The 14,135-nt window shown below is 54.9% G+C and carries 13 protein-coding genes; 10 read left to right on the forward strand and 3 right to left on the reverse strand.

Annotation, left to right across the window (positions count from 1 at the left end):
• The 10 genes from fcl (at position 1) to L861_RS02160 (ending at position 10,787) form a co-directional block, all read left to right on the forward strand.
• Positions 1-972: a GDP-L-fucose synthase gene (fcl, locus tag L861_RS02115; protein ID WP_016414890.1), complete on the forward strand. Its 972-nt coding sequence runs from the start codon at positions 1-3 to the stop codon at positions 970-972.
• A 37-nt stretch (positions 973-1,009) separates the two neighbouring features.
• Positions 1,010-1,480: a GDP-mannose mannosyl hydrolase gene (locus L861_RS23940; RefSeq protein WP_081645747.1), complete on the forward strand. Its 471-nt coding sequence runs from the start codon at positions 1,010-1,012 to the stop codon at positions 1,478-1,480.
• A 114-nt stretch (positions 1,481-1,594) separates the two neighbouring features.
• The gene (locus L861_RS02125) at positions 1,595-2,998 is read left to right on the forward strand and encodes a mannose-1-phosphate guanylyltransferase/mannose-6-phosphate isomerase (RefSeq protein WP_016414892.1); all 1,404 of its coding nucleotides are present in this window, start codon (positions 1,595-1,597) and stop codon (positions 2,996-2,998) included.
• Between the two features lie 64 nt (positions 2,999-3,062).
• The gene (cysC, locus tag L861_RS02130; protein ID WP_016414893.1) at positions 3,063-3,656 is read left to right on the forward strand and encodes an adenylyl-sulfate kinase; all 594 of its coding nucleotides are present in this window, start codon (positions 3,063-3,065) and stop codon (positions 3,654-3,656) included.
• Positions 3,657-3,712: 56 nt separating this feature from the next.
• The gene (locus L861_RS23945) at positions 3,713-5,119 is read left to right on the forward strand and encodes an undecaprenyl-phosphate glucose phosphotransferase (RefSeq protein ID WP_144062937.1); all 1,407 of its coding nucleotides are present in this window, start codon (positions 3,713-3,715) and stop codon (positions 5,117-5,119) included.
• A complete protein-coding gene (locus L861_RS02140) occupies positions 5,109-5,486 on the forward strand; it encodes a VanZ family protein (RefSeq protein ID WP_016414895.1) in 378 nt (125 codons plus the stop codon). The genes L861_RS23945 and L861_RS02140 overlap by 11 nt, the downstream gene beginning before the upstream one ends.
• Before the next feature lie 115 nt (positions 5,487-5,601).
• Positions 5,602-6,615: a UDP-glucose 4-epimerase GalE gene (galE, locus tag L861_RS02145; RefSeq protein ID WP_016414896.1), complete on the forward strand. Its 1,014-nt coding sequence runs from the start codon at positions 5,602-5,604 to the stop codon at positions 6,613-6,615.
• Between the two features lie 64 nt (positions 6,616-6,679).
• Positions 6,680-8,425 carry a glucose-6-phosphate isomerase gene (pgi, locus tag L861_RS02150; RefSeq protein ID WP_016414897.1) on the forward strand — a complete coding sequence of 582 codons (1,746 nt, stop codon included), beginning with the start codon at positions 6,680-6,682 and terminating at the stop codon, positions 8,423-8,425.
• Positions 8,413-9,834, forward strand: a complete 1,422-nt coding sequence (locus L861_RS02155) for a phosphomannomutase/phosphoglucomutase (protein ID WP_016414898.1) — start codon at positions 8,413-8,415, stop codon at positions 9,832-9,834. The genes pgi and L861_RS02155 overlap by 13 nt, the downstream gene beginning before the upstream one ends.
• A gap of 71 nt (positions 9,835-9,905) precedes the next feature.
• A complete protein-coding gene (locus L861_RS02160) occupies positions 9,906-10,787 on the forward strand; it encodes a UTP--glucose-1-phosphate uridylyltransferase (RefSeq protein ID WP_016414899.1) in 882 nt (293 codons plus the stop codon).
• A gap of 164 nt (positions 10,788-10,951) precedes the next feature.
• Here the strand turns inward: L861_RS02160 and L861_RS02165 are convergent, their stop codons facing one another.
• From L861_RS02165 to L861_RS02175, 3 genes are all read right to left on the reverse strand, one after another.
• On the reverse strand, positions 10,952-12,370 hold the full coding sequence (locus L861_RS02165) for an amidase (RefSeq protein WP_016414900.1): 1,419 nt from the start codon (positions 12,368-12,370) through the stop codon (positions 10,952-10,954).
• An 87-nt stretch (positions 12,371-12,457) separates the two neighbouring features.
• The gene (locus L861_RS02170; protein ID WP_016414901.1) at positions 12,458-13,753 is read right to left on the reverse strand and encodes a type II toxin-antitoxin system HipA family toxin; all 1,296 of its coding nucleotides are present in this window, start codon (positions 13,751-13,753) and stop codon (positions 12,458-12,460) included.
• Positions 13,753-13,983 carry a helix-turn-helix domain-containing protein gene (locus L861_RS02175; RefSeq protein WP_016414902.1) on the reverse strand — a complete coding sequence of 77 codons (231 nt, stop codon included), beginning with the start codon at positions 13,981-13,983 and terminating at the stop codon, positions 13,753-13,755. Before L861_RS02175 ends, L861_RS02170 begins: the two co-directional genes overlap by 1 nt.
• Between the last annotated feature and the right edge of the window lie 152 nt (positions 13,984-14,135).

Consider the following 14,135-nt stretch of genomic DNA (forward strand, 5'->3'; position numbering starts at 1 on the left):
ATGACCTTGGAGAAGAAGCGAGTCTTTGTTGCTGGCCATAAGGGTATGGTGGGTTCGGCTATTGTCCGTCAGTTGAAAGAACGCGCCGATGTCGAGCTTGTAACACGTTCTCGCCAAGAGCTGGATTTGATGTCGCAAGCCGCCGTTGATGATTTCTTCAGCACGCAACGACTGGATGAAGTCTATTTGGCTGCTGCCAAGGTCGGTGGTATCCATGCTAACAATACGTATCCGGCTGACTTTATCCACGACAATTTGCTCATGGAGAGCAACATCATTGGATCGGCGCACCGGCATGGAGTGCAAAAGCTGCTGTTCCTTGGTTCCTCATGTATCTACCCAAAGTATGCTGATCAACCTATGCGGGAAGATTCTCTGCTGACTGGTGAGCTGGAACCAACCAACGAACCATACGCCATTGCCAAGATTGCTGGCATCAAACTATGTGAGAGTTTCAACAGGCAGCATGGACGTGATTACCGTAGTGTGATGCCTACGAACCTATATGGACCCAACGATAATTTTCATCCCGAAAATTCTCATGTCATTCCAGCACTTCTGCGCCGTTTCCATGAGGCTAAGATCAACTCCGACGATCAGGTTGCAGTCTGGGGAAGTGGTAAGCCGATGCGTGAGTTTTTGCACGTGAATGATATGGCGTCAGCCTCGATATATGTGATGGAACTGGATGATGACTCTTACGCTGAGCATACTCAGACCATGCTGTCACATATCAACGTGGGAACCGGGGTGGACTGTACAATACGGGAATTGGCAGAAACCGTAGCTAAGGTGGTGGGATACCAGGGAGAGGTGGCATTCGATACCAGTAAGCCAGATGGCACTCCTCGAAAATTGCTGGATGTTTCTCGACTAACGGCTCTGGGGTGGCAAGCCAGTATTTCACTGGAAGACGGCTTGAGAAACACTTATGAATGGTTTCTTGAAAACCAAGCTCAGCTACGTGGCTAAACCTTTGGCTTCATCACTATGACAATACAGGGATGATATGTGGTTAAGTGATAAGGCTTTTCAAGATGTGGTCCACTGCACTCCTTTGATCTCATTGGACTTTGTTGTTGTTAACCCTAATGGAGAATGGTTGCTGGGAAAGAGGGTCAACCGCCCCGCTCAGGGCAAATGGTTCGTTCCTGGTGGACGAGTACTCAAGGGTGAACGCTTGGATAACGCCTTTTGCCGTTTGATGCAGGGTGAATTGGGTATTGATACGAATCGAGAGAATGCACACTTTCTTGGTGTTTATGAGCATTTTTACGAAGATAGTGTTTTCGGAGAGTTCCTGTCTACGCACTACGTTGTGTTGGGTTACATGGTAGAACTTTCTCTAGATTTGAAAACATTACCTGATACTCAGCATGCTTCCTTTCGTTGGTGGCCGCTTTCCGAATTACTCGCATCGCAAGATGTGCATGCCAATACCCAGGCATATGCTCAGGCTGTGCAGTCAATATATGCCTAGGCCGTCATTTCGCCGATTTTTTGCCTTGTCTGACCATCGCTCGATGCCTTTTCAGACAAAGCATAGGAACCAGTTAGACATACATATCTAACATGAGTTGAAAGGAGGTCTAAAATGTTAACGCCTGTCATTATGGCTGGTGGTACTGGCTCCCGACTATGGCCGCTCTCGAGGCAGCTCCGCCCCAAGCAGTTTCTTGCATTCAATAACGATGCCACTATGTTGCAGCAGACACTCTCCCGCTTGGAAGGGTTGGAGCAACAGGCGCCGATCGTGATTTGTAATGAAGAGCACCGCTTTCTAGTTGCCGAACAGCTTCGTCAGATCGGATGTGGGGGTAGTCACATTCTGCTTGAGCCGGTGGGACGTAATACCGCACCTGCCATTGCATTGGCTGCTATCGCCGCCACCGGGCAAGACAAAGATCCTTTGCTATTGGTCCTCGCTGCTGACCATCTGATTCAGGATGTTGAGCGCTTTCAAGCCAGCATCGAACAGGCTGTACCTCTGGCGGAACAAGGCAATTTGGTTACGTTTGGTGTGGTGCCGACCCATGCTGAAACCGGTTATGGCTATATCCACCAAGGCGAAGAGCTGGGTCATGGATTCAAGGTCAAGCGTTTTGTCGAGAAGCCGGATGCCGATACGGCGGCGACGTATCTCGCTAGCGGGGAATACCTGTGGAATAGCGGTATGTTCCTGTTTCGGGCCAGCCGTTATCTGGAAGAGTTGAGTCTGCATCAGCCGGCAATGATGGAGGCCTGTCTAAATGCCATGGCTAATACCGCTACGGATCTAGAGTTCACGCGCCTGGATGCGGACGCCTTTGCCCAGTGTCCGGATGATTCCGTTGATTATGCCGTAATGGAAAAGACCGATAGGGTTGCTGTGGTGCCGCTGGATGCCCGCTGGAGCGATATCGGCTCGTGGTCTTCGCTGTGGGATGTCAGTGATAAATGTGAATCGGGTAATAGCTGTCATGGTGATGTGCTGTTGGAAGATAGCCATGACATTCTTGCGCGGGCCGACAGTCGGTTGGTGGCCGCCGTTGGTGTCGAGAACTTGGTGATCGTCGAGACCAAGGATGCGGTACTGGTAGCACACAAGGATAAGACTCAAGAAGTCAAGAAGATCGTACAGCGCTTGAAGGACGAGCAGCGATTCGAATTCGAGAACCATCGGGAAGTCTATCGTCCTTGGGGTATCTACGACTCGATAGACAATGGTCACCGCTATCAGGTCAAAAGGATTACCGTCAAACCGGGTGCCAAGCTTTCGGTGCAGATGCACCACCATCGGGCCGAGCATTGGATCGTGGTTTCGGGTACCGCGGAAGTCACTAATGGTGATGACACGTACCTGGTGACTGAGAACGAATCGACTTATATCCCTATTGGCCAGGTACATGCTTTGAAAAACCCTGGTGTCATTCCACTTGAGCTGATCGAAGTGCAATCCGGTTCCTACCTGGGTGAAGACGATATCGTGCGTTTGAAAGATAACTACGGTCGTATTTGATTCTGATTTTTTCTCTTTTTTGATTTCAAATTGCAATCCTATTTCTCGTTCAGAGGGATGAACCATGTCTTCCAATACTGTTTGGCATGCGCACAAGGTGTGCCGGGTAAATCGTGAAAAGCTGAATGATCATAAGTCTTGCCTGCTGTGGTTCACAGGGTTGAGTGGCTCCGGAAAGTCGACTATTGCGGGCCTGGTCGAAGAAAAACTTCATGTTTTGGGTAAGAGAACCTATCTACTGGATGGTGACAACGTTCGTAAAGGAATGAATCGCGATTTAGGTTTTTCCGACCAAGATCGCATCGAGAACATTCGTCGTATCGGTGAGATGTCACGCTTATTCGTCGATGCTGGTGTCATTACATTGTCGGCTTTTATCTCGCCATTTCGTTCGGAACGTCAAAGCGTGCGCAATTTGATGTCTGTCGGGGACTTTATCGAGGTATTCATTGATGCACCGATTTCGACCTGTGAGAAGCGGGATCCGAAAGGACTTTACCAGCGAGCGCGTGATGGGTTGATCAAGAACTTCACTGGAATCGATTCTCCCTATGAGGAGCCAACCAATCCCGAGATTCATCTTGTGAATGATGGAATTGAGCCAAACGAGACGGCTGAACAGGTGATCGCTTACCTGAAAGAGCATGATTACATCTAAGAACCCATGATAAGAATTCACGACAAGAGCGACCTAGCGTTGCAAGGGGGTTTGCTATGGAAATGACAGTAACGAGAGGGAGAGCGCGTAGTCTCTCACACAATCGTTGGTTGATTAGCTTTACGGCTCGGCTAACGGATATCTTGCTGACTCTACTGGCTGGGTATGTTGCCTACGTTGGCTACTATTCTCGCTGGCAAATGGAAGAGCCATACCTTTGGGGGATCGTTGTTGGGGCACTGCTGGTAGCTGCGGTATTGCCTAACTTGGGAGTATATCGCACCTGGCGAGGTCGCTTGCTAAGCCCATTGCTTTTCAAGTTGATGATGGGGTATGTCATCGTTGCTGTTATCTGTACCAGCCTGTTGTATTTGACTGGCCTGAGCGAAAACTTCTCTCGGATATGGATGGCCTCCTTGTTTTTAGTGGCCTTTGTGGGTTCTGTGTCTGTGCGGGCCATTACTTATCCCGTTATCAATCGTTTTCGTCTGCAAGGGCGTAACCGTCGTCAAGTGGTCTTGATCGGTGATGCTCACTCATGCGCAACGGCAGCCCAGCACTTACAAGCAGAACCCACCGCGGGTTTTGACATCAACCGGATCTATCTAGTGGGCAAGGACACGATGAGTGAGCTTGCCGATATGCAGCTACGTTGGGCAGCGTATGATGCGAATAATGTACATGATATCGATACCGATGAGGTATGGATTTGCCTGCCTATCTCACGTGGTAATCAAGTCAAGGAAGTGATTGCGGATTTGGGCCTGACGGCGGCTAATGTGCGCTTCATGCCGGATATGCGCGATTTCCGTTTGATCAATCACGATATCTCCAACGTGGCCAACCTTTATCTATTGGATATGAGCTGTACGCCGATCTCCGGCCTTTCCCGTTTCTTGAAGAATGCCGAAGATCGCATCATATCCGCATTGATTCTACTGATGATATCACCCGTCATGCTGGCACTTGCCATAGGGGTCAAGCTTTCATCGCCGGGGCCCGTATTCTATCGCCAGGAACGGGTGAGCTGGAATGGCAAGTCGTTCGGTATGCTGAAGTTCCGTTCCATGCCAGTGGACTCTGAAAAGGATGGTGTGCAGTGGGGGGGCGCCCAAAAGAAGAAGACTACCAAGTTTGGTGCCTTTATCCGCAAGACCAGCCTGGATGAGTTGCCGCAGTTCATCAACGTGCTGAAAGGCGATATGTCGATCGTTGGACCTCGTCCCGAACGTACGATATTCGTGGATCGCTTCAAGCATGAGATTCCTGGCTATATGCAAAAGCATTTGATGAAGGCTGGGATCACCGGCTGGGCGCAGATCAATGGCTGGCGTGGCGATACCGATCTGGAAAAACGTATCGAATGTGACCTCTGGTATATCGAGAATTGGTCACTCATGTTGGATATGAAGATCATCTTTCTGACGATCTTCAAGGGATTCATCAGCAAGAATGCGTATTAACTCGTCGTTGATACGATGGCCGCTGGTGATTCTCGGCCTCTCACTGTTGGCCTTCCTGATCGGTGGGCTGATGCCTAGCCCAGTTCGTGCTGCTATCGAGCAGCGTATGAATCTGCCGTTCTCCGTGCCTCCCGTGGCGCATCTGGTGCTATGTGCGGTGATGACCGCAACTCTCCGCTGGTGGTTATCGGCCTGGCATGCCGGTGTCATTTTGATGATTGTGCTGTTGATTGGCGGAGTAGCCGAGATCGGGCAGCACTGGATTCCCAACCGTACACCTGATTTACGTGACATGGGCCTAAATCTGGCCGGGGGACTATTAGGGCTACTGGTAATGTCGGCAGGCCGTCGTTATTCCGCACGTTGACTCGCCATTCCCACCATAACTCGCCGCGCCAGTTATCGAGCAAGGGAAGAACCTCGCTCTCATGCCGTCTTGCGCTGCACGGGCGGGGTGGCGTCTAAAACATAGGAGTCAGAACATGTCGATCCTGGTTACTGGTGGAGCGGGCTATATCGGCTCGCATACCGTACTTGAGTTGCTGGAAGCAGGGCATGATGTGGTGGTAGTGGATAATCTCTGTAATGGCTCTCGGGAAGCATTGCATCGAATTGAGGCCATTACCGGTAAGTCGGCACGCTTCATTGAAGGGGACGTGCGTGATCGCGTACTGCTGGATGAGGTCTTTGCCTCGTACTCGGTGGAGGCGGTGATCCACTTTGCCGGGTTGAAGGCCGTGGGCGAGAGTGTGAATCAGCCACTGGCCTACTACGACAATAATGTGCATGGCAGCTTGGTACTGTGCCAGGCCATGGCGGCGGCAGGGGTGTTCAAGTTCGTATTCAGTTCTTCGGCTACCGTCTATGGGCCCGATGCGCCGGTGCCTTATGTCGAGAGCATGCCGAGGGGCCGTACCTCCAATCCCTATGGCACTTCGAAGGCCATGATCGAGCAGGTGCTTACCGACCTGTGTCGAGCGGATGATCGCTGGTCGGTGGCACTATTGCGCTATTTCAATCCCATCGGCGCGCATCCTTCCGGCCTGATCGGCGAGGACCCACAAGGCATACCCAATAATCTGATGCCCTTCATTGCGCAGGTGGCCGTTGGCCGTCTGCCCGAGTTGTCCGTTTTCGGCAATGACTACCCCACGGAGGATGGCACCTGCGTGCGCGATTACCTGCATGTCGTTGACTTGGCCCTCGGCCATGTGCAGTCGTTGGCAAGCCTGGCGACTCCAGGGGTGCATACCTACAACTTGGGAACTGGTCAGGGATATTCGGTTCTAGAGATGGTCGAAACTTTCGAAGAGGTCACCGATCAAAAGGTGCCGTATCGGTTCGCCCCTCGCCGTGATGGCGACCTGGCAGCATTCTGGGCCGACGCCAGTAAAGCGGAGAGGGAGCTGGGTTGGCACGCGGAGCGGGGGCTCCGCGAGATGCTGCGTGATACTTGGCACTGGCAGAGAAAGAACCCCAACGGCTACCGCGAATGAAGCGGGCTAGGTAGCCACCAGTGAGGGTAGGGGAACGTTTTTATGCCATTAAGGAGATTATGACATGGAGTCATCCACAGTAACTTCCAGCGAGAAATCAGATCCCCGGGAGCAGGCGACCGCACGGCTATCGCAAATGCTCGAGCATAGCGCCGATGAGGTCATGTCGTGTTCCTTGCATCAGTTGATGCAGGATGACGGGGGGCGTTTCAGTCAACTGAGTCGACGTGTGGGGCCATTTCTCGTTGATTTCAGCAAGCAGCGTGTCACCAGGCAGACCATGGATTTGCTCGTCTGGCTGGCCAGCAACAGCGGCTTGGCGGCGAAGCGCAAGGCATTGCTTGAGGGCGAGATCGTCAATGCCTCGGAGAGGCGGCCAGCTTTGCACCCCTTGCTGCGTTGGCCTCACGATAAACGACCACCAGCAGGTTGTGAGTCGGTGGTCAAAGCGATTCATGGCGAATTGCAACGCATGGAGGAACTGGTAGAGCGTATCCGCAGTGGCGGTTGGCGTGGTGCGACCGGCGAGACGATTAGCGATGTGGTCAATATCGGGGTTGGTGGGTCTGACCTCGGCCCACGTATGGCATGTCAAGCTCTGAGCGAGTTTGCCCCGCAGTCCGAGCGAAAGATGGCAGTGCATTTCGTCTCGACGATGGACGGTGCTCAGTTGGCTCCTTTGTTGCGACGCCTGGACCCGAAAAGAACGCTGTTCATCCTGTCGTCCAAGTCCTTCACCACTGTCGATACCCAGTTCAACATGCGCACCGCGTTGTCGTGGTTGATGCGTGAATTGGGGCAGTCAGAGTCTTCCATCAAGCGTCATCACATCCTGGGGGTTTCCTCGCGGGAAGATCGCATGACCCAGTGGGGGCTGCCGACCGACAACCAACTGCATTTCGCGGAAGGGGTAGGAGGTCGCTTCTCACTGTGGTCGCCGATCGGGATCAGTGTCGGCTTGGCGCTGGGAATGCCGACGTTCCATGAATTGTTGGCGGGGGCACATTGGATGGACCGGCATTTTGCCGAGGCGCCAATGATCAAGAATTTGCCCGTGCTGCTGGCCATGCTGGGGGTATGGAATAGCGACTTCCTGCATATCCCCAGTCATGCCGTGCTGCCCTATGACGGTCGCTTGGCTCTGTTGCCAAGTTATTTGCAGCAGTTGGAGATGGAATCCAATGGCAAGTCCACCACGGCTGAGGGAATACCGATCGATGGAACGACGTGTCCCATTCTTTGGGGGGAAGTCGGCCCGAATGCTCAACACGCCTTTTTCCAGTTGCTGCATCAGGGCACGCATGACGTGAGCTGCGAGTTCATTGCCCCTGTGCAGCGTTACACCGAAGCTCACCATGATCGGGAGGCGCTGGAGCTACAGGCCCAGCATCGACTTACGCTGGCCAACTGTTTGGCACAGTCTCAATTGTTGGCATTGGGAGATGATGCGCTCGATACATCACTTGGCGATGACACCATCTCTGGATACCGAGGCAATCAGCCGAGTACCACCCTGCTATTGGATGCCTTGACGCCTTGGTCTTTGGGGGCGCTGCTAGCGCTTTATGAGCACAAGGTCTTCGTCCAGTCAGTGATATGGAAGATCAACCCGTTCGATCAACCGGGCGTGGAGTTGGGCAAACGCCTTGCGACGGGGTTGCACGACATCCTGGAGGAGCGGGCACCAATGAACGACGAGCTGGATGCCTCGACACGCGATCTCTTGGCGCATATCCATATGGCGGTTCCACGAGATGCTGATCTGGCCTTCTCTTCCCCTTACAAGGAGTATTCCCAATGCAAAGCATGACAATGGCTGACCAAGGCTCACAAGAGATTCCCGCTTCGATTTTTCGGGCTTATGACATACGCGGCATCGTTGGGGATACCTTGCGCCCCGGATGGGTGGCTTTGATCGGTCGTGCCATCGGTTCGGAGGCAATCGCACGTGGCGAGTCGACAGTCGTCGTGGCTCGCGATGGCCGCTTGTCGGGTGAAGAGATGAGCCAGGCACTGGTTTATGGCTTGAAGACGGCCGGATGCAATGTCGTGGATATCGGAATGGTACCGACTCCTACACTGTATTTTGCTGCCCAGCAGATCGAGGGCACCAGTTCCGGGGTGATGGTGACGGGTAGCCATAATCCGTCCGACTACAACGGTTTCAAGATCGTGCTCAAGGGAGAGTCTCTTTCGGGTAGTGCCATTACGGCACTGTATGAACGAATCGTAGATGGCGACTTCACATCGGCGACGGGGCAGGAAAACTACTGTGAGGTCGATATCAGTGATGTCTACTTGAACCGCATTCTCGATGATGTAAAGCCCGCGAAGCCGCTGCGCATCGTGGTGGATTGTGGCAACGGGGTAACGGGCAAACTGGGGCCATTGCTGTTCGAGCGTATGGGCTGTGATGTGGCGCCACTGTTTGCCGAGATAGATGGACACTTTCCGAACCACCATCCCGACCCTGGCAAGCCGGAGAATCTGCGCGAATTGATCCGCTGTGTAAAGGAGAGTGGTGCGGACCTCGGACTGGCGTTCGACGGCGATGGGGACCGTGTGGGCGTCGTGACGCCGAGCGGAGAATTGATTTATCCGGATCGTCTGATGATGGCCTTTGCCGAGGACATGCTATCGCGCAATCCAGGTGCCCGCGTGATCTTTGACGTGAAGTGCACGGGGAACCTGGCCCAAGTGATCGAAAGCGCCGGCGGCGTGCCGGAGATGTATCGCACCGGCCACTCGCTGATCAAGGCGCGTATGAAAGAAACCGGTGCACTGCTGGCCGGTGAGATGAGCGGCCATATCTTTTTTACCGAGAGGTGGCTGGGTTTCGATGATGGCTTGTATGCTGCAGCGCGATTGGTTGAAATCCTGGCTTCTCAGGAGCTCGATGCCGACGAGTTCTTTGCACGCTACCCCCAGGACGTCAGCACCCCCGAAGTCAATGTCTCGGTCAGTGACGAGAACAAGTTCGATATCGTGGCGCATGTCGCGCAACACGGATTCTTCGGTGATGGCGTGAAAAGCACCCTGGACGGGGTCAGAGTGGACTTTGATGACGGCTGGGGCTTGTGTCGTGCTTCCAATACCTCTCCGGTATTGGTGCTGCGTTTCGAAGGCAAGGACGAAGCTGCGATGACACGCATCCGCGAGTGTTTCATTGCCAATTTGACCGAGGCGTTGGGTAAGCCACCGGTTCTGTCGGCCCATTGAGGAAGCACTGAATAACTGGCAGCGCGGCACGATTACTGCGTTGCTGGAAAGCGTTTTAAAAGGAGTAATGAATGATGAAACCTCTTCGTAAGGTGATCATTCCTGTTGCCGGTTTTGGTACCCGGCTATTGCCGATCAGTAAGTCCATACCGAAGGAAATGGTACCGGTGGTCGATCGCCCGGTGATACAGCATGTGGTCGAAGAAGCATTGGCTGCCGGCTTGAACGAGGTGGTGCTGGTCACGCGCAGTGGCAAGTCCGCCGTTGAAGATCATTTCGATGCTCATTTCGAGCTCGAAGCCAGCCTCGAGGCCAAGGGCAAGGAACGTTTGCTGGACACCTTGCGGGCCATTGCGCCACCGGAACTGAAGATGACGGTCATCCGCCAGCCACAGGCGCTTGGGTTGGGGCATGCGGTGCACTGCGCGGCACATCTGCTCGATGAGGATGAGCCGTTTGCGGTCATTCTTCCCGATGTGTTGGTGAAGCCGAAGGTAAGCGAAATCGAGCAGGTCGTCGATCTGCATGAGATGGCAAGCAATTGGGAAGCAACGGAGCGTGCACAAATCATGGTCGAGGCCGTGCCACGCGAAGACGTGCACCGTTACGGCATTGTCGATTGCGGTGGTGATGAACCGCATGCCGGTGAGTCCATGCCGATGACCGGCGTGGTGGAAAAGCCGAAACCGGAAGTGGCGCCGTCACGCTTGTCGGTCATCGGTCGTTATATCCTTCCTTACCGCACCATGGCGTTGTTGGAGGATATGCCGCCGGGAGCGGGGGGCGAGATCCAACTGACCGATGCCATTGAGCAGCTGATTCAGGAAGAGTGGGGTGTCGACGCCTTCCGGATGCGTGGTCGCTCTTTTGACTGTGGGCATATCGGCGGCTGGCTCCAGGCCAATTATGTCTTGGCGCGTGAAGCCGGTTATGAGGAGTATTTGAGTGCCTGACCTGCAATGAGCGAGACCTTGTTTTTCTGTTCTTGAACTGGGGCGCCTGATGGCGCCCCAGTTCTTTCTATTCTGATTGCTGGCGCCGCGGGTGTCGTGAAAGTCACGTTTCACGACACCCGCGGCGTTTTTGGTTTTGGTCTGGAGACCGTCATTGCTCGAGCTCAGGCGTTGGAGGAGGATTCAGGCGGTGTCAGCCTGGGTAGATGGATTTCCAGCAGCCGGGCGGCATGCATGACCTTGTCGTCCTGGAACTTGGGGCCAACCAGATGCAGGCCAACGGGGAGATCATTGTCATCCAGCCCACAGGGCAATGAGGCGGCGGGTTGTTGGGTCAGGTTGAAGGGGTAGGTAAATGGTGACCAGTCCATCCATTGCTGGTAGTGGCTGTCTGGAGGAACATTGTGCCCTGCGGCGAAGGGGGCAATAGGTATGGTGGGGGTGACCAGCAAGTCGTAGCGTTGATGGAATTCCGCCATTTGGGTGGTGAGCTTCGCCCGTTCGGCACGGGCCACCATATAGTCGGAAAGCGAGATCTCGCATCCACGCTCGGCGATGGCGCGAAAGCCAGGATCGAGCTGTTGGCGTTGACTGGTATCCAGCTTGCGTAAAACCTGTGCGGCACCGGCAAACCACAACGTGTTGAAGCAAGGCTGAGGATCCTCGAAGCCGGGCTCAAGGCGTTCGACACTGGCACCGAGTTCTTGCATCAGGACCACGGCGTCTTCCACTTGGGCCGCGATATCGGGGGACACATCGACATACCCCAGGTTGGCACTGAAGGCGATGCGCCAGCCATGCAGACTGGTGGGAGGAGGGGCCTGCCAGTCGAAACGTCGGGGATTCCCTGCGTAGCCGTCGCGTGGGTCTGGCTGGGACAACACATTCAGCATGAGCGCGCTATCGGTAGCGGTACGAGTGATTGGCCCCAGGTGAGACAGATCGGACATGGTGCTGGGTGGCCATTGGGGTATCCAGCCAAAGGTAGGCTTGATGCCGAAGGTGCCAGTGAAGCTGCAGGGAATGCGGATCGATCCACCAGCATCGCTGCCCTGGTGCAGCATGCCTAGATTGAGAGCGGCTGCCGCAGCGGCACCGCCCGAAGACCCACCCGGAGTCAGCTCCGGGTTCCAGGGGTTGCGCGTGACGCCATGTATCGAGTTGTCGGTGACGCCCTTCCAGCCATATTCCGGTGAGACGGTTTTGGCGAGAATGATGGCACCGGCATTTCGCAAGTGTGAGGTAATAGGGGCGTCCTGATCCCACGGACCTTCGGCCGACGTGGTAGCGGATCCCATGCGAGTGGGCATGCCTCGTGTCAGTACCATGTCCTTGATGGTGACGGGGATACCATCCAGGGGGCCGCAGGGCGCTCCGGCCTGCCAGCGGGCTTCCGACTCGCGAGCGGCTCTGAGCGCGTCTTTGCCGTCCACGTGGGTGAAGGCGTTGATCGTCGGGTTGTAGTGTCCGATACGTTCCAGGCAATCGTTGATCACCTCGACAGGCGACAGGGCGTGGCGCCGGTAGAGCGCTAGGGTTTCACCGGCGGTGAGCGTTGCCAGGGATAACGGTGTGGTCGTCATGCGAAGCTCCTGATGGCGACGGTAATTCTCGACTTCAGTGTGGTCGATGTCGTCCGGTCGGGGGAGTTCGGCTAGCCTATCGTGGAGCTACCAGCGCTCGGCTTTGCGACATTGCTTGTGAATATGACGTCGCTGGTGCTGCAGACGAACCCAATTGCCATCGGTCATGCCTGCCTCTTGCAGTGCATCCTGCATCTGTGCTGAGTCGGCAAGATCGGCCAGGAGCGAGGCCATTTCGAGAATCTGTCGTTTGACGAAGGGGTAGCTGAATCGACACTCCTTGGCAAAGGCCTGCCAGTCGCGAGGCAGTAGCTGCATCGAGTTGAACGACTCGCCTATCGAGAAGGCCAGATCGGGGTGATAGCCAAGCACGATGGTACCCACGAGGTCATAAGCCGGCGCTACTTGCCATCGACCTTGCTCGTCCTGCAGCAGGGAGACGTTCTTGGCATGGCCGTCGCTGTTGCCGACCAGAACATTGAAGATCTGCCAACGCAGTAAATGTTGTATTGAGGCGGCTGAGGGCCTGCATGCTTCGCGTACCGTTTGCACTCCTTGTTCAAAGCGGGGGCCACCAAAGGCTTGGTACTTCTGGTTACGAGCCAATCCCATGGCCTGGCAAAGGTCTTCCTGGTGTATGCGTTCGAGGTGGTATGTGCCGATACCGCAGCGGTCATAACGCTCGACGATCAGATAGGGGTGACGACCAGCGTAATGCATGCTGGTGGGGGGGCAGGCCAATCCGGCCAGTCTTGCCAAGGTGTTCAGATACAACTCGTTGAGAATGACGTGTTCTCGTCCGTCAACGGCGAACTTCAGGATGTGCGATGAGGGAGCGTTACCTGAAGGGAGGTAGAGCATGTCATCCAGCATGAGTACCGGGATCTTGTCTTGGGCACCGGCCAGGGAGAGACGAGGGCGCTTGGAGGGATCCGTACCTGTCATCAAGGCGTAGCGCTCGCGATAGGCGGCCCATTCGTCGAGCCGTCCGGGTTCGAGGGGGCGGTAATGGTTGTCGTCATGGGGTGGTGATGCGGGTGATTGCGGTGCCTGTCCCGGTGGCAGGATCGTGAGGGCCCCGGCGCAGTCTCCGCCAATTGCTGCCAATAGCGAGAAATCGTCGTCGGGAAGGCCCAATCGTTTGAGCAAGGCGTCGCGCGCTTGTTCTTCTGGTAGTAGGTTGCCAAACCAGCGATGAGCACTCAGGTCTTCCGGAGCCCAGGTTTTCTGGCTCAGCGGCAGGCTGTGAGAAATGGCTTGTCCCGAGGTTTGCCATGCCTCCTCGTATTCGAAGCCCATCAAGCGGCCGTCGTCGCCGCGCCACAGGGTGCCGACCCGCTGTTGGTCCCGCCATACGCGTAGCTCATCCTGGCGCGTCACCATTAGCTCTCCCCGAGAGGTTGGGCGATGAGGTCGATCCCTAGGGCATCGAGCACTCTCATGACGCGGCCGAATCCGCAGGTTTCTCGGCCGTTTTCCAGTTCGCTCAGGAAGCGGATGCTCAGGCCGCATAACCCCGCCAGGGTTTCCAGGTTCAACCCTTGCTGCTTGCGCGTATCGCGTATCAGTTGGCCAAGCATCTTGCTATTGCGGATCGTGATGGACGTTTCCATGGCGCTTCCTGAAGAATTTTCCCGATAAGGATAATCCTACCAAGAAAAGGGCTGCACACACGATAAATTTCCCAATAGGGAAAATACCTCTAATGGCGTGCGAGATGCGGCGAATTTTTCCCCAAAGGGAAAATAAGCGTTCGTGACCGCTA

This window comes from Litchfieldella anticariensis FP35 = DSM 16096 (assembly GCF_000409775.1).
Classification (GTDB): Bacteria; Pseudomonadota; Gammaproteobacteria; order Pseudomonadales; family Halomonadaceae; genus Litchfieldella; species Litchfieldella anticariensis.